Source organism: Sphingomonas pseudosanguinis (assembly GCF_052056765.1).
GTDB lineage: Bacteria > Pseudomonadota > Alphaproteobacteria > Sphingomonadales > Sphingomonadaceae > Sphingomonas > Sphingomonas pseudosanguinis.
On sequence record NZ_CP189888.1, the window covers coordinates 2,133,045 to 2,155,064 of the forward strand.

Sequence of the window (22,020 nt, forward strand, 5' to 3'; positions counted from 1 at the left end):
TGGTTCAGCACGCAATCATCGCCGATTCGCCATTCTCTCCCCATGCTCGCTGACAGGCGAGACGACCGGGAGTAAAGCGTTATGAAACTTCTTGCTGTATTGGGTGCCGGCCTGATCGCCGTCACGGGTATCGCCGCCGCGCCGGCCGACGCCGCGCCGCATGACCGCTGGGGCCGCGGGCCGGGTTGGGATCGCGGTCCCGGCTGGCATCATCGCGGACCGGGCTGGGATCGTGGCCCCGGCTGGCATCGGGGCCCCCGCTGGGATCGCGGACCGGGCTGGAACCGTGGCCCGCGCTGGCATCGCGGTGGCTATAGCCGCCCGCGCGTCGTGTGCCGCTGGGAGCGGACCTGGAACGGTCCGGTGCGCCGCTGCTTCAACACCTATCGCTAAGGCGTAAATCTTCGTCGCGCGCGGGGCCGTGGGATAAGGACTTGATCCCCCGGCCCCGTTTCGCCATATGCGCGACCGGGAGTCGGGCGGACGTAGTCGTCGCCAACCCGGTCAGGTCCTGACGGAAGCAGCCGTAACGATTTCGCTGCGGGTCGTCCCGGCTCCCACCCTCCGCACATTGTAAACGCCATGCCCGATCGACCATCGGCGTATCCGTTGATGACGCCGCGCGCCCGAGCGCCTATGTTGGTCGGCGATGATTTCCCTCACCCCGACTTGTCCGACCCGTCATGGCTGATTCGTTCGACCTGGGCGAACCGCCCCAGCCTGCCAAGGCCGAGGCTTACCGCGTCCTCGCGCGCAAATACCGGCCGCAGACCTTTGACGCGCTGATCGGGCAGGATGCCATGGTCCAGACGCTGGGCAATGCGATCAAGCGCGACCGGCTGGCCCATGCGTTCCTGATGACCGGCGTGCGCGGGGTCGGCAAGACCTCGACCGCGCGGCTGATCGCCAAGGCGCTCAACTGCGTCGGCCCGGACGGTAACGGCGGCCCGACAATCCAGCCCTGCGGCCAATGCGAGCCCTGCCGCGCCATCGCAGAGGGTCGCCATATCGACGTGATCGAGATGGACGCCGCCAGCCATACCGGCGTCGACGACGTGCGCGAGATCATCGAGGCGTCGCGCTATGCCGCCGTCTCGGCGCGCTTCAAGATCTATATCGTCGACGAAGTCCACATGCTCTCCAAGAACGCCTTCAACGCGCTGTTGAAGACGCTGGAGGAGCCGCCCGCGCATGTGAAGTTCCTGTTCGCCACTACGGAAGTGAACAAGGTTCCGATCACCGTCCTGTCGCGCTGCCAACGTTTCGACCTGCGGCGCATCACGGCGGACAAGCTGGCCGCGCATTTCGCCGACATCTGCGTCAAGGAAGGCGTGGCGGCCGAGGACGAGGCGCTGATGCTGGTGGCGCGCGCGGCGGAAGGCTCGGCGCGCGATGGCCTGTCGATCCTGGACCAGGCGATCGCCCATGCCGATCTGGAGGGCGGAGGCGTGACCGCAACGGCGGTTCGCGAGATGCTGGGCCTGTCGGATCGTGGCGCGGTTCGCGACCTGCTCGGGTTGGTGCTGAATGGCGACGGCGCAGGCGCACTCGCCTCACTGCGGCGGCAATATGATTATGGCGTCGATCCGCAATCGGTGCTGCGTTCGCTGCTGGAGACGGTGCATGGCATCACCCTGACCAAGGTCGGCACGCCGCCCGACGCCGCGCAACCGCTGGAAGAGCGCGCCGCGCGTGAGGAATGGGCGGGCGCCCTCAGCTTTCCCGCGCTGCACCGGCTGTGGCAGCTGTTCCTGAAGGGGCATGACGAAGTCGCGCGCGCCGCTTTGCCCATCGAGGCCGCGGAGATGGCGCTGCTACGGGCGATCCATGCCTCGACGCTCCCCGATCCGGGCGAGCTGGCGCGGCAGATCCGTGACGGTGGCGTCGCGGCATCGAGCGCGCCGGCGGTGACGCAACAGACGGCGCCCGCCGCCGCACCGGTCGCGCTCGCCCCACCCCCGCCACCCGCCGAACCCGAACCGCCCAAGCTGCCCGACAGCTTCGTCGCGATGATCGACCGGCTGGACGATATGGGGCAGCTGGCGCTGGCGGCGCGTTTGCGTCACGGCGCGCGTCTCGTGCGTTACACCCCACCGGAGATGGTGTTCAGCGGATCGCGCCCGATCGCGGCCGATACGCTGAGCGAGCTGATCGCGGCGCTGAAGACGGCGACGGGCCAGAACTGGCGCGTCACGCTGGAGGACGTCCCCGGCCAGCCGACCCTGCACGAGCAGCAGGTCGCCGCCGAGGAAGCGATCAAGACCGCCGCGTGGGAATCGGACATGGTCCGCGCCGCGCGAGAGGCTTTCCCCGAGGCCGAATTGATGGAATGGCCCGGCAAACGCAGTGTGAACGGAGCATGATGTGAAGAATCTCGACGAAATCCTGGCGATGGCCCAGAACGTCCAGAACGAGTTGGAAAAGGCGCAGGCCAATCTCGACAATATCGAGGTCGAAGGCGTCTCCGGCGGCGGTCTGGTGAAGGTCAAGGCGTCGGCCAAGGGCCGGATCATCGGCATCACCATCGACGACTCGCTGATGCAGCCGTCGGAAAAGGGCATGCTGGAGGACCTGCTCGCCGCCGCGATCAACGATGCGCGGGCCAAGGCGGATGCCGCCTCGGGCAGCGAGATGTCGAAGATGACCAGCGGCCTGCCGCTGCCGCCGGGCTTCAAGCTGCCCTTCTGATCCGGTCCCGTCGTTTCGGGAACGACATGGCAGCCATGGCGTTGCTCTCCCCATCAATAAAGGAGGGAATGTCATGGCCGATGAACGCGTTACCGAAACCTATGGCAATCAGCAGCCGCACACCACGGTGATCGAGCGTCGCAGCGGCGGCGGTGGCGGCATGGCGATCGCCATCGTCCTGCTGATCGCGGTGCTGGTGGGCGGCTTCTACCTGTTCAGCCGGGGCGGCGCGGAAAACCGCCGTGACGCAGCCGTGACCTCCGCTGCCAAGAGCGTCGGGGATACCGCCAAGAAGGCCGGTGACGCGATTTCCGGCGACGCGAAATAAGGTGACTTGCCACCGGCCGGGCTGATCTGCGTCCGGCTGGTGGTGATGGCGGGGGGATTGGCCGCTGCGTCGGGGTCGATCAGCGGTGGTGGGGTTTTTCGGCCGAACGTCAGCGGATCGCGCCCGGCTCCGTAACTGATGCGCCAGTTTCGTCAAAAGCATAGAACTATGGATGGCCTGAATGCCGCACGGTTGTTTACTGCCCGAAATGTGACTGCCGCGCAGGTTGTGCCCGCCCCTCCCAGTTTGCGCGGGTGAGGCAGGCGACAACGCGGGGGCGATATACGAAAATCACCGCACGGGTCTGGGAGTAGTTCGATTGTGGTGCGATGTGGGGTCAAGCGAGAAGCCTCGCAGCGCGTGGCAACCGCCCTCCCCCATCCCCTCCCGCCTGCGGGAGGGGCGTGTTCCTGTCAGATGACAAGCGCCATTCGATACGTTTTAAGACCACCAGATCGCACCAGGCACGCCCCTCCCGCAGGCGGGAGGGGATGGGGGAGGGAACGGTGTCTCACCGAGCCCCCACCCTACCGAATACAACTATCCAACCCCTGCCGCCGAACGACCCCGACATAGCGCGCAATGACATTGCCATGCCGCCGGACGAACCCGGTCGGCGCCACCGCCTCGCGCTTCTTGGGCAGCGGCAGCACCGCCGCGATCCGCGCCGCTTCGGTGGGCGACAGTCGGGAGGCGTCATGCCCGAAATAGCGCATCGCCCCGGCATTGGCGCCATAGGTGCCGATCCCCGTCTCGGCGATGTTGAGATAGACCTCCATGATCCGCCGCTTGCCCCACAGCGTCTCGATCAGGAATGTGAACCAGGCCTCGAAGGCTTTGCGGACATAGCCGCCATTCTGGAACAGGAAGGCGTTCTTCGCGGTCTGCTGGCTGATCGTCGAACCACCGCGAATCCGGCCGCCCTTGGCGTTGCGATAGGCGGCGCTGGCCATCGCCTGGAAATCGAATCCATTATGCGAGCAGAAACGCGCATCCTCGCCGGCGATGGCGGCGCGCGCCATGTCGGGGTCCATCTCGGACAGCGGCATCCAGTCCTTGGTCACGCCATGCCCGCCGATCACATCGCCCAGCATGGTGAAGGTAATGGGCGGCGGCACGAAGCGATAGATGCCGACCCACACGACACTGAAAATGACAAAGGCGAGCACGGCCTTCATGGCCCAGCGAGCGATGCGGAACATGCGCGGGGCTTTAGCGGGGTTTGTGGTGGAGGTCACGGACCGCAAAATTCCCTGTTCCCCGGCGAAGGCCGGGGTCCAGTTGCTATGTGGTGGGTAGGAGAATCGGCACGGCGTCGAAGCCTCCTGGCACGCAACATCTGCCTCCGACAAATCGCGCACCCCGAACGACAAAGGAACTGGGCCCCGGCCTTCGCCGGGGAACGGAACCTAAAAGGACGGAACGCTACAACGTCCAGATCAGCACATTGCCGACCAGCACGACCGCCATCACCAGCATCAGCACACCCTTGCGCCGATCCCCGCGCCGGATCGTCGCCACGCCACCCGCGACGCAGGCGAAGGCCGCCAGCATCGCGATCCCCGGCGCGGCCTGGGCGATCGCCTCCATCAGCCCGCCAGCACGCGCGCATAGGCGGCGCGGTCGACATTGCCGCCCGACAGCAGCACGAGCATGCCGTCCTCCGCCGCGACCTTGCCCGCCAGCAACGCGGCCAGCGCCACCGCGCCGCCGGGTTCGACCACCAGCCGCAGCCGATCGGCGGCGAAACGCTGCGCCGTCGCAACCTCGGCCTCGCTGACCGCGACGCCCTCCGCCCCGCGCCGCGCCAGCACCTCGAAGGTCAGCGGCGACACGCGCGTCGTCTGGAGAGAATCGCAGGCGGTCGGTGGCGGATTGTCGCCCACCGGCTCGATCCACCCCGCCTCCAGCGAGCGACGCATATCGTCCCAGCCTTCGGGCTCGACCACGGTGATCCGCGCATCGGGCAGCGCCAGCGTCAGCCCCGCCGCCAGGCCGCCGCCACCGCACGGCGTCACCACATGGCCCGGTGCCGGCAGGCCGAGCGCGGCCATCTGCGCCGCCGCCTCGATCCCCGCCGATCCCTGTCCCTCGATCACCCAGGGGTCGTCGAAGCTGGGTACCAGCGTCGCGCCCCGTGCTTCGGCGAGTTGCCGTGCGATCAACTCGCGGCTCTGCGTCGCGCGGTCATAATCGACGATCTCCGCCCCCAGTGCGAGCGTGCCTTCGCGTTTGGAGGGCGGCGCGTCGGCCGGCATGACGATGGTCGCGGCGATACCCAGTCGGCGTGCGGCCCAGGCGATTCCCTGCGCATGATTGCCCGAGGAGAAGGCGACGACGCCTCGCGCCCGCGAAACCTCGTCCAACGCGGTTAATCGGTGCCATGCCCCGCGCAATTTGAAGGCCCCGACCGGCTGCAGGTTCTCGGCCTTGAAAACCACCCTCTTCCCCTTGATCGACAAGGGAAATATCGGGCTCGGCGGCAGGATGCGGGCGATCTTTTCGGCGGCGTCGCGGACCCCCGCTTTTGTCGGCTGTCTTAAGATTGTCACTTTTTATCTCCGACGCCCCTTCTACCGCTTTACAATCGAAAAAGCGGACCCTATTTCGCGCCTCCGCTGCCCCATGGGACTTCCAACCGCAAGGCAGCTTTTTGTCACCGTATGCCGTCAGGCAATTGGAGGTCCCTTGAGTTGCACCAGAATCATCGCGCGCTGGGGCTAGCTGCCCACTCGACCGCCGTCCCCTCCAATCTGGAGCGCGGCATCGACATCGCCAAGCGTCGTCCGGCTGATCCGGTCACGCTGCTTCGCCCGCACGCCGCTGCGCGCGCCGCCCGATTCTTCGTCGAGAAGTTTCCGGGCCGGCCGATGTATGCGGTGAAGGCGAATCCGTCTGCGGATCTGATCCAGATCCTGTGGGACAATGGCATCACCCATTTCGACACCGCTTCGATCGCGGAAGTTCGTCTGGTGAAGTCGGTCGCCCCGCAGGCCGTCTGCTGCTTCATGCATCCGGTGAAGTCGGAAGAGGCGATCGCCGAGGCCTATTTCACGCACGGCGTCCGCACCTTTTCGCTCGACTGCCTGGAAGAGCTGGAGAAGATCGTCCGCGCCACGAACGGCGCGACCGACCTGACCCTGTGCGTCCGCATGCGCGTGTCGTCGGAATATGCCAAGCTGAGCCTGGGATCGAAGTTCGGCGTCAGCTTGGAAGAGTCGAAGGACCTGCTGATCGCGACCCGCCAGGTCGCCGATGCGCTCGGCATCTGCTTCCATGTCGGCAGCCAGACCATGACCCCCGACGCCTATTCGGCGGCGATGGAGCGGGTGCGTGCGGCGATCGTCGCGGCGGCGGTCACGGTCGACGTGATCGATGTCGGCGGCGGCTTCCCTTCGGCCTATCCGGGCATGACCCCGCCGCCGCTGGAGCGTTTCTTCGAGACGATCCACCGCGCGTTCGAGAGCCTGCCGGTGTCCTATTCGGCCGAACTCTGGGCCGAGCCGGGTCGGGCGCTGTGTGCCGAATATTCATCGGTCGTGGTGCGCGTCGAGCGTCGCCGCGGCAACGAGCTGTACATCAACGACGGCGCATACGGCGCGCTGTTCGATGCGGCGCATATCGGGTGGAAGTATCCGGTCCAGCTGCTGCGTGAGCCGGATTCCGACGCGCGCGACATGGACTTCAGCTTCTGGGGCCCGACCTGCGACGATCTCGATTTCATGCAGGGTCCGTTCCCGCTGCCCGCGGACACGAATACCGGCGATTATTTCGAGATCGGGATGCTGGGCGCGTACGGCCAGGCGATGCGGACGCAGTTCAACGGCTTTTCCTGTCACGAGTTCGTCGTGACCGACGATGAGCCGATGCTGTCGGTCTACCGCGACGAGGCCGAGCAGGTCCGCACCGCGAACGTCGTCAAGCTGTAACCCAGCGTCACTAGCAATCTTCATAACCCTCCCGCTCCGGCGGGAGGGGAATGGGGTGGCATTGCGGTTTCGACCGCGATAAGGCCCCTTCCCATACCCGTTCCCGCGCTTGGCCGCAGGACCGGGCCAGCCGGGTTACCGCGTCCCCAATAACGACGACGGCTTCTCGATGATGATGGAACCATCATGACCGACACGATCAACGACAACCGCAAGGCCGAGCTGCTCTCCAGCGTGGTCGAGCATATCGACATCACCAAGTTCGACGCCCGCCCGATCATCGATTCGATGGGCAAGATGAGCTTCACCAGCCGCGACCTGGCGCGCGCGACCGGCATCTATAACCAGATGCTGGCCGACAAGGACTGCTCGATCTTCCTCGTCATCGCGGGTTCGACCTCGGCCGGCGGCTGCATGGACCTCTATGCCGAACTGCTGCGCTCGAACATGATCGACGGCGTCGTCGCGACCGGCGCGTCGATCGTCGACATGGATTTCTTCGAAGGCCTGGGTCACAAGCATTACCAGGCGCTGGAAGTGCCGGACGACAACACGCTGCGTTCGCTCTACATCGACCGCATCTACGACACCTATATCGACGAAGAGCAGTTGCAGGACTGCGACCACACGATCGGCAAGATCGCGGACTCGCTGGAGCCCAAGGCCTATTCGAGCCGCGCCTTCATCCGCGAGATGGGCAAGTATCTCGCCGAGCACGGCAAGAAGGAAAACAGCCTCGTCAAGCTCGCCTATGAGCATGACGTGCCGATCTTCTGCCCGGCGTTCGTCGACTCGTCGGCCGGCTTCGGTCTGGTCAAGCATCAGGTCGAGCGCGCCAAGGAAGGCAAGCCTTACATGGTGCTCGATGCCATTGCCGACTTCCGCGAACTGACCGACATCAAGATCAAGGCGGGCACCACCGGCCTTCTGATGATCGGCGGCGGCGTGCCGAAGAATTTCATCCAGGACACGGTTGTCTGTGCCGAGATCCTGGGCCATGACGACGTCGAAATGCACAAATACGCGGTGCAGATCACGGTGGCCGATGTTCGTGACGGTGCCTGCTCGTCCTCGACGCTCAAGGAAGCGGCGAGCTGGGGCAAGGTCGATACCGCGCTCGAGCAGATGGTGTTCGCGGAAGCGGGTTCGGTGATGCCGCTGCTCGCCTCGGACGCCTATCATCGCGGCCACTGGCGGGAGCGCGTGAAGCGTCGTTGGGGAGCGATTTTCGACTAATGCTGGAATTTCTTGAACGCGAACAGCTGGCCTATGTGATCATCGGCTTCGTCCTGGTTGCCGGGCTGGCCTTCGCAATCCCGTATAGCCGTCGCCGCAAGCGCGAGAAGCTGCGTCGACGTGGGATCAAGAAATACGGCCATTGAGATCGGGGGCGGAACCGCAAGGTTTCCGCCCCTTTTCTTTTTGCTTGCTCCCCCTCTCCCGCCCCGGCAGTTTCGTGGGGGATGAGCGCTCCCATGCGCTGAGGAGAGGGATGCCATGATCGATCGACGCACGTTGCTGGGGGCGATGGCCACCGTGCCGCTCACCGCCCATGCGACGGCCAAGGCCGCCGGGCAGGCGACGCCCGCCGCCATGACGCCCTGGCCGCCCGCCGAGCATTTTCCGCTCTGGCCCGGCCGTCCGCCGGGTGCGCGCGCCAAGCTGCCCACGCCGAACCCGTCGATGAACGGCCCCGCAGGACGCCAGGAATTGTGGCTGCGTGGCACCGCCAATCCGATCGTCGCGGTCTTCCGCCCCGAACGTCCCGATGGCCGAGCGGTGCTGACCATTCCCGGCGGCGGCTATGGGTTCGTGTCGATCCAGAATGAGGGGATCGACGTCGCCAGGACGCTCAACCCGCACGGGATCACCGTCTTCGCGCTCTCCTATCGCCTGCCCTCCGAAGGCTGGGACCGGCAGGCGGACGTCCCGCTCCAGGATGCGCAGCGCGCAATGCGGCTGATCCGCGCCAATGCCGGCCGCTATGGTATCGATCCTGCAAATCTGGGCATTGTCGGCTTCTCGGCCGGCGGTCACCTCGCCGCTTCGCTGACCGTGGGATATGAAGACGCGGTCTATACGCCCGTCGACGCCGCCGACCGACAATCGGCCAAGCCACGCTTCTCAGGGCTGGTCTATCCCGTCGCCAGCCTGTCGACGCCGAGCACCCATTCGGGATCGCGCGACAATCTGCTCGGCCCCAATCCGGACGCGGCGACGAAGGCACGCTACGACACGCCACGCCGGATCGGCGCGAGCACGCCGCCGCTATTCCTGGTCCATGCCGTAGATGACGGGCTGGTCCCGCTCGACCAGTCGATCGACGTCCTGACCCAGGCGCGTGCGGCCAAGGTGCCGGTCGAGGCGCATTTCTTCGAGCGCGGCGGCCACGGCTTCGGCGCAATGAGCGCGCCCGAAGGATCGCCGGCACGACTGTGGCCCGACCTGTTCGACCGCTGGATCGCGCAGACGTTGAAGGGGTGATCGCCGGGGCGCGGCGGCGGCTTCGCTTTGCTCGGCTTACGCCAGACGGCATGACACGGCGTGCGCTTCGACTTCGCTCAGCGTGAACGGAGGTTGGGGAGTAAGCGTTGCTCGCGCGTCGAGAACATCCGCCTCTACCCGTGCCCCCTCCACCGCTCCGTTCAGCCTGAGCGTAGTCGAAGGCCACGCGAGACGGCCACCACAGGGCATACGCTTCGACTTCACTCAGCGCGAACGGAGGCCGGGGAATGAGCATTGCTCGCACATGGAGAACATCCGCCCCCGCCAGCACCACACTCCCTCGCCCCGTTCAGCCTGAGCGCAGTCGAAGGCCACGCGAGACGGCCACCGCAGGGCCTACGCTTCGACTTCGCTCAGTGCGAACGAGGGTCGAGGGCAGCGCGGCCGGCCACGACCTCAAAACAGCCGCTTCAAACTCCGCTCCAGCATCAGCATCTGCCACAGCGTTCGGCCGTGATCCGCCCGCCCGGCGCGGTGGTCCGCGGCTAAACGGCCCAATTCGGCCAGCTCGAACCAGCCCGTCTCGCGCAGCAGTCCCGATTGCGACAGGCTTGCGGCCTCATCCGCCAAAGCCCCCCGGAACCACGCGCTGATCGGTGTGACGAACCCCATTTTCGGCCGGTACAGGATGTCGCGCGGCAGATAGGGCTCGAGCGCCTTCTTCATCAGCCATTTGCCCTGCCCGCCCCGCACCCGCATCGCGGCGGGCAGGCGCGCGGCATATTGTACCAGCCGATGGTCGAGCAGCGGCTCGCGCGCCTCCAGCCCTACCGCCATCGAGGTGCGGTCGGTCTTGGTCAGGATGTCGCCGGGCAGCCAGATCTTCAGATCGGCATATTGCGCACGGTCGATGGCATCGCGCGCGGGCGCGTCCCGCATGGCGGCGACATAGCGATCCTCCGCCCGGTGCCCGCCCAGCGCCGAGCGCGCCTCGGCCGAGAACAGTCGCGCGCGCCATTCCGGGCTGGTGACGCCGACCGCGCGGGCATAGGCCTCCGCCCCGTCCATCCCCAGCGCCAGCAGGGTCGTCTTCGCGCGCAAGGGACGCGGCGCCCAGTCGGCCTTGGGGTAATAGCGCCCCAGCGTGCCGAACAGACGACCACGCAGCTCTGCCGGGAACAGCCCCCGCACCCGCTCCTCGCCCGCATGGAAGACATGACGGCGATAGCCCGCCAACGCCTCGTCCGCGCCGTCACCCGACAGCGCCACGGCGACATGCTCGCGCGCCAGCTGGCACAGCCGATAGGTGGCGAGTGCCGAGGCATCGGCAAAGGGCTCGTCGAACTGGCCGACCAGCGTGTCGATCAGCGCGAAATCGTCGGCGCGGACGACCCGCTCGACATGATCGGTGGCGAAACGCTGCGCGATGGTGCGGGCATAGCCGCGCTCGTCATGCCCCGCCTCTTCGAAGCCGATGGTGCAGGTCCGCACGGCGCGCGGGGACGCCTCCGCCATCAGCGCGACGACGCCCGAACTATCGACCCCGCCCGACAGGAACGCGCCCAGCGGCACGTCGGCGACCATGCGGCTGGTGACGCCCGCGCGCATATGGGCGAGCAGCCCCTCGCCCAGCGTCGCCGCCGAACCGCTCTCGCGCTCGGAGAAATCAACGTCCCACCATTGCCGGGGCCGGGGGATCGACCGACCCCGCTCGATCAGCAGGAAATGCCCGGCGGGCAGCTTGTGCACGCCCGCGACGATGCTGGCGTCGTCGGGGACATAGCCCAGCGCCAGATAATCCTCGACCGCGCGAATATCGGGCCGCCGCCGGAACAGCGGATGGGCGAGGATACCCTTCATCTCGGACGCGAAGGCGATCGCGCCATCGGGCAGTTCGGCCCAGTGAAGCGGCTTCACCCCCAGCCGGTCACGCGCCAGGAACAGCTTGCCCGCCCTGGCATCATGCACGGCGAAGGCGAACATGCCGACCAGCCGGTCGAGCATCGCCGGCCCCCAATGGCGCCAGCCGTGCAGCAGCACCTCGGTATCGCCATCGGTGTGGAAGACCGCGCCGCGCTCGCGCAATTCGTCGCGCAGGGCACGGTAATTATAGATCTCGCCGTTGAAGCAGACCGCGACCTCGCCATCGACCATCGGCTGGGGCGATCCGGCGACATCGATGATCGACAGCCGGGCATGGGCGAAGCCGACACCCGGCGCGGTCCACACCCCCTGCCCGTCGGGTCCGCGATGCGCCTGTACGCCGATCATCGCGCGCAGCCGGGCGGGATCGACCGGCTTGGGCGTGGCGGGATGGAACAGGCCGGCGATGCCGCACATACGGCGTCAGCGCCGCCCGGTCAGGCGGTCGGCGAAGCGATCGATCGGCCCCAGCGCGCGGACGAAGGCCTCGATCGCCTGCGGGTCGTCGCCCTCGCTCGACACATGCACCGCGACCGCCATCTGGCGCTGGCCCAGCAACCGGGCCTTCATCGTCTCGATCTTCACCTGTCGCATATTGGGCGTCAGGCTATCGCCGATCCGATACCAGGTCGCAACATCGCGCTGCATCGACTGGCCGAGCGGTCCGGTCGTGATCATCCGCATCGCGCCGCCCCCGGCGATCGGCCCGAGATCGGCGACGCGTATCCACCGATCATCCTCCTGCAACACGCCCGTGCCGAACGCGCCAAGCTTGCCGCCCTCGCGCTGGCGGGAGAAGACGGCGACCGCCAGATCGACCTGATGCCCCTGCCCGTCCGTATAGGTGCGCAGCATGGTCGCATCGGCACCCGGATAATGCGGCGCCCAGTTGCTGCGCTGCTGCGCCGGGGTCCAGCCGGGCACGTCGGGCAGCGCCATCTGCGCGGGCAGCAACGCCGCGCGGCTGCCGGCATAGCCGCTCCAGCTCGGGAAGACGGCGGTGATCGCGAGCGCGAGTACAGCCGCCAACAGCGGGTCGATGCGATGCCCGGGCGTGGCCGACAATTTGGCGGGGTCGAAGGCGGGATCATCGGGCGAACGATCGAAAAACTGCCAGCCGATCGCCAGCACCGCCGCCATCACTAACGCGAAGAACACCCAGCCGAAGATGATATGGTCGACGCCCCCCGCCACCTCGATCGAGGTCAGGTCGGCGGCGAAGATCGTGCCCCAGGCGCGGACGCCATTGGCGAGGATCGGCACGATCACCGACACGATCATGAAGATCGCGCGCCGCCAGGGCGACCGGAAGCAGAGATTGGCGACGAGCGCGGCAAAGGCGATCATCGCGAGCACGAACTTCGACCCCGAACAGGCCTCCGCCACCTCGAACCAATAGCGGCCGGCATGGATCAGGACGCCGTCCGCCGACGCCGGGATGCCGCTCCAGTCGAGCAGCGGCATGACGATGGCGACGGTGATCTGCTGCAACGGCTTTTCCAGCTCCGCCCCGAACGGCACCAGGAACCAGGCATAGACCAGCGGGAAGAGCAGCCCGCGCGCGACCATCGGCCCCAGCAGCGTGACGACCAGCCCCTCCAGCGTCGCGACCAGCCCCATCTGCCGGACGAGCGCCACGGTCGCGGACTCGCCCAACAGCCACAGGAACCCGCCGGCCGCGACCAGGATCAGTCCGGGCCACCAGGCGGCGGGCGTCAGCTTCGACAGTTCGGGCCGCCGCTGCCACACCAGCCAGCCGACGACCGGGCCGATGAACAGGCAATGGCCATAGGTCGTGCTGGTCCACCAAATCTCGACCAGATGGGTGACGTCGCGCCAGAACAGGGCGAGGATCAGCGCCGCCGCCGTGCCAAGCAGCGCCAGATGATAGGGCCAGCGTCCCGGCCGCATCCGATCCCCCACAGTCACGCAATATCCTTCAACAGCTGGTCGAGCGGTGCCAGTCTCGCGTTCCAGTCATAGCGGTCAAGCACTTGCGCACGCGCCGCCGGATTGGCGGCGGGGCCGGACAGCGCGGCGATGACCTTGTCGGCGAAATCGTGGTCGCCGTCCGCGACCGCGATGGTGCCGCCATGATCAATCCCCTCGGCCGCCGCGCGCGAGGCGACGATCGGCCGCGCCATGGCCATCGCCTCCAACACCTTGTTCTGGATACCACGCGCCAGCATCAGCGGGGCGACGCAGACGGCGGCGGCGGCCAGCCATATCCGCGTGTCGGGCACCTCGCCGGTGACGATCACCGCCTCACCCGCCAACCGGCGCACAGCCGGCATCGGCGCGCGGCCGACGATCGCGAAGCGCGTGGCGGGATGCGCCTCGCGGACCAGCGGCAATATGGCTTTGGCGAAATGCGTCACCGCGTCGATATTGGGCTGATAATCCATCTGCCCGGTGAAGACGATCAGCGGCCCCGCCTTGGCGACGGGGGTGACGAGGGCAGGGTCATGGACGGCGGCATCGATACCGTTCTCGACCGCGACGATCCGACCTTCGCCGCCACCGGCGCGGAACAGGGCGGCCTCCGCCTCGCTGACGAACAGGGTCGCGGCCATGCCGGCCGCCACGCGACGCTCGAAACCGCCGAGCAGCCGCGCTTCGCGGGCCAGCATGATTCGCTTGGGGCCAGCGGCACGCTCGGCGAGCGCGGCGAACTTGGCGGAGTCGACATCGACCATGTCCATGATCGTCGGTTCCTCGCCGGCATATTGCGCCATCTGACCGGAAAAGATGTAGGCCGCCGCCACACCCTGCCGTCGCACGGTCCGCACGGCTTTCGTCATGGCGGGATGGGCGAAGGCGGTAAGCGATACGGGGGCGCCCGTCGCCAGCGCCTGAAGCGCGGCGACCGGGGTCGATTTGGACCGGCGGATGATATGGCAACCGGCCAGCAGATCGGTGAAGGCGGCGGGCGGATCGAGGTCCGCCTCGCTCTCGCCAAAGGTGCACAGGTGCACGCTCCAGTCGCGGCTGAGATGGCGGAGGATGTGGTAGCTGCGAATCTTGTCGCCACGATCGGGCGGGAACGGCACGCGGTGCGCCAGGAACAGCAGGTCCCTCACCCCAGGCCCCGTGCGATCGGTGGCCCGGCCAGCTTCGCCGCCCAGACCGGCAGGCGTTTCCACACCGCGATCATCAGCGCATATTTGGGGTTCAGCGGGTTGATCGCGCGCGGTCCGTGCACGCTGCGGCTGGCATAGGCCAGCGGCTGCCCCTCGAACCCCCAATTCTTCTTGAACGCGGCCGCGCCGGTGCCGACCTTGGACCGGCCGAAATCGAAACTGCGGCAACCGCGCGCACGGGCATGGCGCATCAGCGCGAAGTACATCAGGTCGTTGGCGCGCAGGCCCCGTGCGGCCTGGGTGCCGCCGCCCCAATAGGGATAGACGGTGCCAGCGTGATAGAGGCTCAACACGCTCGCCACCTCCCGGCCCTGATGCCGCACGGTCAGCACATCGGCGTCGAGCCGCGCCACCGCCTCGCGAAACAGCCTGGCCGGAAAGACCGGGGTGCCCAGGTTGCGGACGGACTCGGCATAGATGCGGTAATGCTCGGTGAGCATCGCGTCGCTCGATCCGGTCTCGACGGTCAGCTCGTTGGCGAGCGCCTTGCGCACCTCGGCGCGTTGCTTGCGCGGGATCGCCTTCAGTTCAGCTTCGTCATCGCTCGCGATCGGGCGGACGAAGCCCAGATAGCTGTCGGTATCGACCGCCCAGCCGCCTGGGGCCGGACCGCCGCGCAACTCGACCGACTCGATCCCGCGCGCGCGCGCCGACTGCCAAGCGACTTCCGCCAGCAGGTCCGCGCCCTCGCCCAGCACGCCGCCATCGACGCCGAACCCGGTCGAAACCATCGCCGCGCCGAACAAAGGCGAGCGGATTTCGCTCAGCGGCAGGACCCCGGCGATCGTCCCGTCCAGCCGCTCGGCGACGAGATAATGCGCCTTCTGCCCGCATCCCGCCGCGCCCGCCAACAGCCAGCCGGTCAGATGAAAGGGCGTGCCCGCCTCGGCCGACCGGACGAAGGCATCGATCCGCACGCGCTCATCCCCGCGCCCCAGATCGGCGACGCGGACGGCCAAGTCCGGTGCGGTCATGCGAGCCGCGCCGCTTCCTCGGCCGCGACCGCATCCACCCGGCCCCAGTCATGCCGGCCGAGCAGCCCGCGCAGCTTGCCCGCCATCGCCCCCAGCCGGCTGTAATGCCGGAGCTTGGAGCGCAGCGGCGCATCGGCGACGCGCGGCTGGTCTGGATCGACCTCCCAGGGGTGGAAATAGAAGATCGCGCCGTGCCGGTCGCGATTGACCTGCCCGACCGCGACATCGGTCAGCTTGGCGGGCAGCATGCGGAAAAAGCCGCCGCCGGTCGCCAGCCGTCGCTTGCCCCACTCAGCCACCGTCACCGGCAATTCGATCAGATCGGCATCGGCGAGCGGCCGCCAGGCGTAACGCGGCGATTCCGCCCAGCCATAATGGTCGTGCCGCAACGGCGCGACGCTGGACGAATAGCGATAGCCCGCCTCGGCCAGCACCGGATGCGCCCAGGGCGTGCGCTTGTCGATCGAGAAGCTGGGCGCGCGATAACCGGTCACTGCCTGCCCGCCGGCATCCTCGATCGCCGCCTTGGCGCGGGCGAGGTCGGCGCGGAACTGGTCGGCGGTCATGGTGAAGACGCGCTGATGGTCCCAGCCATGGCTGGCCATCTCATGCCCGGCCGCGACGATGCGCCGGATCAGGCCGGGATGGCGATGCGCGACCCAACCGAGCGTGAAGAAGGTCGCGCGCGTGCCCGTCTCGGCGAACAGCGACAGCACCGCATCGGTATTGGCCTCGACCCGGCTGTCCAGCCGGTCCCAATCCGCCTTGTCGATCGTCTTCTCGAACGCGCCGACCTGGAACCACTCCTCGACATCGACCGACATGCCGTTCAGGGGCGCGGCCGCCTTTGGCTCAGGCGGCATGGCCCCACGCTCCTGCCGGGCGGATGGTCGCGCCTTCCTGCTTGGCCTCGCCACGATCGTCCTGGTCGGTCCAGTCGACCAGCAGGGTCAGGACACGGCGCAGCGCCGCCTCCTGCTGCTCCAGACGGGCTTCGAGCCGGGCGACGCGGTCCTCCAAGGCGGCGGTCGCGCTCGGCTGAGCCGGTTCGGCGGGCTTGGCCGGTTCGACCTGTTCGGGTGCGGACGGCGCCATCGGACGCAGCGAGACGGGTTCGGGCGCGGGCGGTGGGGCCACGACGCGGTGCGCCCCGCGTTCGGTGTCCATGCCGGCCGCGCGGACGATCGGCTCGGGCGCGGCATGGCCATTGGCATACAGGCCGGAGCGAAGCGTGCCCGCCGTCGCGGCGATACCCGCCGCCGTGCCGTTCAGCGCGCCCAGCGTGCCGGCACCAAAGACCGGCGGGTCATAGGAGGCCGGGGCGGCGATCGGCGCGACGCGGGTGATGATCGGATCGGCCTGCGATTCGGGTTGCGACGAGGTGATCCGGTCCGCCCCCATATCGGCGGCCATGTCGGCGGCGACGCTGCGCACCGTATCCTGCCCGATCAGCTCGACACCCTCGATCGCCGCCTGGAGCAGCACGCGGCCGGCCAGCACGTTCAGCCGACGCGGCACACCGCCCGAGGCATCGTAGAGCGCATCGAACGCGTCGGCGGCGAAGTCGGGACGCCCCGTCCAGCCCGCTACCGCCAGGCGGTGCGCGATGTAATCGGGGACTTCCTCCGGGTCCATCGGGTCGAGGTGATGGATGGCGATGACCCGCTGGCGCAGCTGCTCGACCGCGCCCGAGCCCAGCAGGCGGTCGCGAAACTCGGGCTGGCCGACCAGCAGGATTTGAAGCAGCGCATGGCCGCCCGCCTGGAAATTGGAGAGCATGCGCAGCTCTTCGAGCGAGGCGAGCGGCAGCGCCTGCGCCTCGTCGACGATCAGCAGCACACGGCGGCCCTCGCGCGCGACGCCGTTCAGCGCGCGCTCGGTTGCGGCCAGCAGCGCGGCCTTGGACAGGCCCTGCGCATCGACGCCCAGCTGCCCGGCGACCACGCGCAGCAGGTCATCCGGATCGATCGCGGTCGACACGATGTGGAGCACGCGGACGCGGCGCGTGTCGAGCGTCTCGACCAGATGGCCGACCAGCGTCGTCTTGCCCGCGCCGACATCGCCGGTGATGACGATGAAGCCCTCACCCTGCGCCAGGCCATAGCCCAGATAGGCCATTGCCTTGCCATGCGTCGCCGTCTCGAACCAGAAACGCGGGTCCGGGGTCAGCTGAAACGGGCGTTCGCCCAGACCGAAATGGGTCTCGTACATTATCGTGCCTTTCGGCCGGTCAGAATTGATACCGTGCGGCGATCAGGGCCTGCGCCGACAGGGCGTTGGTCAGGTCCCCGACCGAGAAGTGGTACAATCCAACCGACGCGGTTGTTCCCAGCCGACCGAAGTTGTGGAAATAGCTGGCCGTCGTGCCAACCGATACCACGTCCTCGGCGCCCGCCAACCTACTGGCATAATAGTTAACGAAGCCATTCACGTTAAGCCCCGAGTCACGACTTAACGACCGTCCGAAGAAAATCTGCGCGTACCAGCTTTCGTCATCGGCCCCACCGACGATCAGCCCCGGCGCGGCGTCGGGCGCGAACAGCCGGCGGTTGCTATAGCCCAGTCCGAAGCCCAGCGTGGAGCGGCCCCGCGCCATGGTCAGCGTCGCATCCACGCCGCGCGCCCGGTAAACGGCGGTCTGCACCGATTGCAGCACGTCGTTCAGGCACCCGCCCGGCGTCGCCCCGCTGGTCGAGAAGACGCAGCCGTTGAACTGCTGCGAAAAGGCGTCGCGCGTCTCGACGAACTGGGTGGGCAGCCCCGACAGGCCGTTGCGCATCTGCCGGCCGAACGTCTGGATACCGTCATAGACCGAGGCGCGAAAGAAGACGCCGCGCGCCGCCTCATATTGCGCGGTGCCGGTGATGCTGAGCGAGCCGTAGCGTTCGCCGATATGCCCCTCGACCGAAGTGCGGCGATTGGGCCGCCAGATGACGCCCGCGTCGTAATAGACGCCGTCGGTGCGATAGGCGATGCGGCGTGGGCTGTCGGGCGCGATCACGAAGCGGCCGCTGCTGTCGACCAGCGGGCGTCCCGCCGCATCGACCGCCGCATCGCGCTGGCTGCTCTCGATCCGTTCATAACCGACACCGGCGGTCAGCGCGACGTACGGCGAGACGGGATAGAGCACGTCGCCGCGCGCGAACCAGCCCTCGTAACGCTGCGCCAACTGGCGGGCGTCGTCGCGCTCGTAGAGGCCGCTGGCGCTCAGGCCGACGGGCAGGATGGTGCCGGGACGCGTCGAGGCGTTGACCGTCGCCATGTGGTTCCAGCTGTCGCTGAAATAGTCGAGCCGGGGCTGATCCGGGGCGAGCCCACCCAGCCCCGGCGTCTCCGCGCGGGTATAGCCCAGCCGGTAATTGGCCAGCAGCTGCACCGGCCCGGCACGGGTGCGCAGGACGGGGCCGACATAAGCGGAGTAGAGCTGCGAGATATTGCCCGGATTGCCGACCAGCACGCCCGGTGCGGCCCCGCGAATATCGGATCGCGTCCGCGTCGCCAGCGCGCCGCCGTCGATGCTCAGTTCGGGCGTGATGCGATACAGCCCGCGCGCCAGGCCGCTATGCACGTCGCCGCCGCCATAGCCGTCATTCCACGCGATGCGATGTTCGTAGCGATAGCTGACCTGCCCCTGCGCCCGCGCGGTGTCGACCTGCGCGTTGACGCCCGCCGCCAGCGTGGTGAAGGTCACCGAGTCGCCGCCGTTCAGATCGGCGCTGAACAGCTGACCCACCTCGATATAGGGCGACACGCGCGCACGGGGTCGGTCGGGGCCATCGGCGGCCGGCGCGGGTGCCGAACCGGCGGGCGGCGCATTGCCCGCACCGGGTGCAACGCCCGACGGCGGCGGCAGGTCCTGCGTTTGGGCAAAGGCCGCGGCCGGCAGCATCGCCAGCCCCAGACAGCCCGTCAGGATCGGCCGCGCCACCATGCTCAGCCGACATCCTTACCATAATAGCCGAAGCGCCGGCTGCCCGGCACGAAGGCGACGCTGTTGAGCACCAGCTGGATATGCTCGCACGCGTCGAGCAGGTTGATCGCGGCGGTCACCTCGCTTTCGGGCGTCTTGTCGGCGCGTACGACCATCATCACCTGCCCCGCCAGCATCGCCAGTACCGAGGCGGGCGACGCCGCCAGCGCGGGCGGCGAGTCGAAGATGACCAGCCGGCGCGGATTGGCCGACAACAGCCGCTGCAGGACTGTGCGGGTGCGTGCCGAGGCGAGCAGTTCGGTATCGCTCGCCTTGCGCGTGCCGCAGGCCAGCACCGACAGATGCGGCACATCGGTGCGGATCACCAGATCCTCGACATCGATATTGCTGTCGTCGAGCGCGTCGAGCAGCCCCGGCCCCTCGGCCAGGCCAAGCCGGGCGAGCACGTCGGGCTTGGCGACATCGGCATCGACCAGCAGCACCTCGGTATCGCGCTCCGCCGCCAACGACAAAGCGAGATTGACCGAGCAGAAGGTCTTGCCGTCCTGCGGCCGCGCCGAGCAGATCAGGACGGTGCGCGCCTTGTCGGCGTCGCCCGTCTCGATCAGCCGCTGGCTGGTGATGATCAGCTGGCGCTTGACCAGCCGGAACTCCTCGGCGAGCGGGCCGATTGGCGCGCCGGGCACGATCATGCCGTTTTCCGCGAGCAGCGCGCGGTCGACGGTCGCGACATCGCTGAACCCCGGATTATATTCGCTGGCGAGAAAATCATCGTCGCCCGGCTGCGCCAGGAACTCCGCCGGAATGCCCGCCAGCGCGGGTTCGGCCACCGCCGGCGCGGCGGCGTCGTCCTCTTCGATCAAGCCCGGCGGGGTCCAGGCCGGCTCGGACATCGCAGGCGCGACGAAGGGGGCCACGGCCTCGGGCGGCGCGATGGGAGCGGGTTGCTCGACCGGAGCCGTCGCGACGGGCGGCGGCGCGGCGGGTGCGGCGACCGGTTCGGCAATCGGCGCGGCCTGTTCGACCGGCGCCGGGCGCGGTTCCTCGACGGGCGCGGGCGCACGGACATAGGCCTGGAAGTCGTACACATTGGCCGCCCGTTCGAGCAGCGACGGTTCCCGGCGGGGTCTGGGAGGTTTCACGCTGTTGCTCACGCCGCCATACCCCGTTGCAATAGCTCGATACCCAGGACCATCCCATAGGCCGCGGCAAGCGCCGCCGTCCCACCCAGGAACAGTTTCAGCCGGCTCGCGCGCACCTCGGCCTGCGCACGGGTGACGACTTCGCCGATCGATCCGATCACCGGCATCCCCATCGTCCGCTGGAGCGACTGGGCGGTGGTGAAGGTCTGGCGCAGCTTGGACAGGGCGAAAGCGCTGCCCACGCCCAGCCCCAGCCCGGCGAGAAACACGCCGGTCAGCAACAGGATGCGGTTGGGCGCGGTCGGCGCGCGCGGATAGGTCGGCGGATCGATGACCGAGAAGCGCATCGAGTCCGTCTGGTTCTGCGCCTGTCCGCGCAGCGCCACCTGCTCGCGCTGGCGCAGCAACTGGTCATAGCTGTCCTTCAGCACCTGATAGTCGCGGTCGATCGCACCCTGCTGCGCCGCCGTCTCCGGGTTGGTCGACAGGCTCGCGTTCAGCCGGTCGAGGTCGCCCTGCAACTGCGCCTTGCGCACCTTCAGACTGGCGAGCTGCGCCTGCTTTTCCGCCGCCATCGACTGTAGCGACATATAGAGCGGATTGGGCTGTCCGCCCGCGCCGCCGCCGGAGCCTTCCGCCCTGGCCGCCGCCTGCGCCGCGCCCAGCTGGCTCTTGAGGGCGATCACATCGGGGTGATTGTCGGTGAAGCCCCGCGCACGCGCATCGGCCAGTTGCCCCTGCAGCGTCGCCAGTCGGGCGCGGGCTGGACCGACGCTGCCGCCGCCCTCCGCCACGGTGCGCGGCGTCGCCGCCAGCTGTCCCTGCACCGCCGCCACGCTCGACTGGGCGGCGGCGAGGTCGCTGTCCACCTGCGCCATCTGCGAGCGCGCCAGCCCGATGCGGTCCGCGACCGAACCGCTGCCCGGCAGGCCGCCCATGAACTGGTTCTGATATTGCGCGCGCTTGGCCTCCGCCGCCTGCAACTGCTTCTGCCGCTCGTCGAGCTGGCGGTCGAGGAAGCTCAGGCTCTGGCTGGTGGTGTTGCGATCGCCGACCAGATTGGATTCGACGAAGATGTCGATTAGCTTCTGCGCCACCTGCTGCGCCAGCTTGGGGCTCCCTTGCGTGACGGTCAGCTTGAAGATCGTGTCCTGCTGGTTCTCGATCTTGATCGACTGGGCCAGCCCGGCGACGCGCGCGGCGACATCGGCATCGGTCGATACCGTGGCGGCCAGATCAGTGCCGCGCACCACCTTTTGCAGGTTGATCGCCGAGATCAGCGTCTGGCGGACCTGATCGACCGATTGCATCTGGGCATTGGGGCCGCTGCCCATGCCGTCGGGCAAAAGCTGCGAGGTCTGCACCGCGATGCGCGCGGTCGATTCGTATCGGCTGGGGATCTGCGACACGAACAGCCAGCCCAGGATGCACACGGCCCAGGCGACCGCCAGCGCCAGCCAGCGCCGGGTCCAGATCGCATGGATCGCAATGCGGATTTCGTCCTGAATGGCGGACACGCG

20 protein-coding genes and 1 other RNA gene are annotated in these 22,020 nt (G+C 68.0%); 9 read left to right on the forward strand and 12 right to left on the reverse strand.

Features of this window, described 5'->3' with window-relative positions; genetic code table 11:
• Positions 1-81 precede the first annotated feature (81 nt).
• The 5 genes from ACQHGV_RS09640 (at position 82) to ACQHGV_RS09660 (ending at position 3,016) form a co-directional block, all read left to right on the forward strand.
• Positions 82-393, forward strand: coding sequence for a hypothetical protein (locus tag ACQHGV_RS09640; RefSeq protein WP_440978024.1), 312 nt, complete (start codon positions 82-84; stop codon positions 391-393).
• A 74-nt stretch (positions 394-467) separates the two neighbouring features.
• An RNA gene (ffs, locus tag ACQHGV_RS09645) (signal recognition particle sRNA small type) lies at positions 468-565 on the forward strand.
• 118 nt (positions 566-683) lie between these two features.
• Positions 684-2,363, forward strand: coding sequence for a DNA polymerase III subunit gamma/tau (locus ACQHGV_RS09650; RefSeq protein WP_440978025.1), 1,680 nt, complete (start codon positions 684-686; stop codon positions 2,361-2,363).
• A gap of 1 nt (position 2,364) precedes the next feature.
• Complete coding sequence (locus tag ACQHGV_RS09655) at positions 2,365-2,688, forward strand: YbaB/EbfC family nucleoid-associated protein (RefSeq protein WP_440978026.1); 324 nt, start codon at positions 2,365-2,367, stop codon at positions 2,686-2,688.
• A 73-nt stretch (positions 2,689-2,761) separates the two neighbouring features.
• Positions 2,762-3,016 (forward strand): hypothetical protein, encoded by a 255-nt coding sequence (locus tag ACQHGV_RS09660; RefSeq protein ID WP_076716850.1) that lies wholly within the window; start codon positions 2,762-2,764, stop codon positions 3,014-3,016.
• Positions 3,017-3,543: 527 nt separating this feature from the next.
• On the opposite strand, the gene mtgA is transcribed toward ACQHGV_RS09660, so the two are convergent.
• The 3 genes from mtgA to ACQHGV_RS09675 all read right to left on the reverse strand — a co-directional run bounded on the left by mtgA (position 3,544) and on the right by ACQHGV_RS09675 (position 5,514).
• Positions 3,544-4,218 carry a monofunctional biosynthetic peptidoglycan transglycosylase gene (gene mtgA, locus ACQHGV_RS09665; protein ID WP_440978027.1) on the reverse strand — a complete coding sequence of 225 codons (675 nt, stop codon included), beginning with the start codon at positions 4,216-4,218 and terminating at the stop codon, positions 3,544-3,546.
• A 223-nt stretch (positions 4,219-4,441) separates the two neighbouring features.
• Positions 4,442-4,606, reverse strand: a complete 165-nt coding sequence (locus ACQHGV_RS09670; RefSeq protein ID WP_440978028.1) for a hypothetical protein — start codon at positions 4,604-4,606, stop codon at positions 4,442-4,444.
• Positions 4,606-5,514 (reverse strand): threonine ammonia-lyase, encoded by a 909-nt coding sequence (locus ACQHGV_RS09675; protein WP_440980186.1) that lies wholly within the window; start codon positions 5,512-5,514, stop codon positions 4,606-4,608. The genes ACQHGV_RS09670 and ACQHGV_RS09675 overlap by 1 nt, the downstream gene beginning before the upstream one ends.
• 195 nt (positions 5,515-5,709) lie before the next feature.
• Here ACQHGV_RS09675 and ACQHGV_RS09680 point away from each other — a divergent pair, with 195 nt between their 5' ends.
• The 4 genes from ACQHGV_RS09680 to ACQHGV_RS09695 all read left to right on the forward strand — a co-directional run bounded on the left by ACQHGV_RS09680 (position 5,710) and on the right by ACQHGV_RS09695 (position 9,429).
• The gene (locus ACQHGV_RS09680; protein ID WP_440978029.1) at positions 5,710-6,945 is read left to right on the forward strand and encodes a type III PLP-dependent enzyme; all 1,236 of its coding nucleotides are present in this window, start codon (positions 5,710-5,712) and stop codon (positions 6,943-6,945) included.
• A 186-nt stretch (positions 6,946-7,131) separates the two neighbouring features.
• On the forward strand, positions 7,132-8,181 hold the full coding sequence (locus ACQHGV_RS09685) for a 1,9-bis(guanidino)-5-aza-nonane synthase (protein WP_183952068.1): 1,050 nt from the start codon (positions 7,132-7,134) through the stop codon (positions 8,179-8,181).
• A complete protein-coding gene (locus ACQHGV_RS09690) occupies positions 8,181-8,327 on the forward strand; it encodes a hypothetical protein (RefSeq protein ID WP_183952067.1) in 147 nt (48 codons plus the stop codon). The genes ACQHGV_RS09685 and ACQHGV_RS09690 overlap by 1 nt, the downstream gene beginning before the upstream one ends.
• Positions 8,328-8,442: 115 nt before the next feature.
• On the forward strand, positions 8,443-9,429 hold the full coding sequence (locus ACQHGV_RS09695) for an alpha/beta hydrolase (protein ID WP_440978030.1): 987 nt from the start codon (positions 8,443-8,445) through the stop codon (positions 9,427-9,429).
• A gap of 417 nt (positions 9,430-9,846) precedes the next feature.
• On the opposite strand, the gene ACQHGV_RS09700 is transcribed toward ACQHGV_RS09695, so the two are convergent.
• The 9 genes from ACQHGV_RS09700 to ACQHGV_RS09740 all read right to left on the reverse strand — a co-directional run bounded on the left by ACQHGV_RS09700 (position 9,847) and on the right by ACQHGV_RS09740 (position 22,017).
• Positions 9,847-11,730: an XrtA/PEP-CTERM system amidotransferase gene (locus tag ACQHGV_RS09700; RefSeq protein WP_440978031.1), complete on the reverse strand. Its 1,884-nt coding sequence runs from the start codon at positions 11,728-11,730 to the stop codon at positions 9,847-9,849.
• Positions 11,731-11,736: 6 nt separating this feature from the next.
• A complete protein-coding gene (xrtA, locus tag ACQHGV_RS09705; protein WP_440978032.1) occupies positions 11,737-13,242 on the reverse strand; it encodes an exosortase A in 1,506 nt (501 codons plus the stop codon).
• On the reverse strand, positions 13,239-14,393 hold the full coding sequence (locus ACQHGV_RS09710; RefSeq protein ID WP_440978033.1) for a TIGR03087 family PEP-CTERM/XrtA system glycosyltransferase: 1,155 nt from the start codon (positions 14,391-14,393) through the stop codon (positions 13,239-13,241). The genes xrtA and ACQHGV_RS09710 overlap by 4 nt, the downstream gene beginning before the upstream one ends.
• On the reverse strand, positions 14,390-15,427 hold the full coding sequence (locus ACQHGV_RS09715; RefSeq protein WP_440978034.1) for a FemAB family XrtA/PEP-CTERM system-associated protein: 1,038 nt from the start codon (positions 15,425-15,427) through the stop codon (positions 14,390-14,392). The genes ACQHGV_RS09710 and ACQHGV_RS09715 overlap by 4 nt, the downstream gene beginning before the upstream one ends.
• Positions 15,424-16,290, reverse strand: a complete 867-nt coding sequence (locus ACQHGV_RS09720; RefSeq protein ID WP_440978035.1) for an XrtA system polysaccharide deacetylase — start codon at positions 16,288-16,290, stop codon at positions 15,424-15,426. Before ACQHGV_RS09720 ends, ACQHGV_RS09715 begins: the two co-directional genes overlap by 4 nt.
• A complete protein-coding gene (locus ACQHGV_RS09725; protein ID WP_440978036.1) occupies positions 16,280-17,638 on the reverse strand; it encodes an ExeA family protein in 1,359 nt (452 codons plus the stop codon). The genes ACQHGV_RS09720 and ACQHGV_RS09725 overlap by 11 nt, the downstream gene beginning before the upstream one ends.
• A gap of 19 nt (positions 17,639-17,657) precedes the next feature.
• Positions 17,658-19,358 carry a hypothetical protein gene (locus ACQHGV_RS09730; RefSeq protein WP_440978037.1) on the reverse strand — a complete coding sequence of 567 codons (1,701 nt, stop codon included), beginning with the start codon at positions 19,356-19,358 and terminating at the stop codon, positions 17,658-17,660.
• Positions 19,359-19,360: 2 nt separating this feature from the next.
• Positions 19,361-20,446, reverse strand: coding sequence for an AAA family ATPase (locus tag ACQHGV_RS09735; protein WP_440978038.1), 1,086 nt, complete (start codon positions 20,444-20,446; stop codon positions 19,361-19,363).
• A 62-nt stretch (positions 20,447-20,508) separates the two neighbouring features.
• Positions 20,509-22,017, reverse strand: a complete 1,509-nt coding sequence (locus ACQHGV_RS09740; protein ID WP_440978039.1) for an XrtA system polysaccharide chain length determinant — start codon at positions 22,015-22,017, stop codon at positions 20,509-20,511.
• Positions 22,018-22,020: the final 3 nt, after the last annotated feature.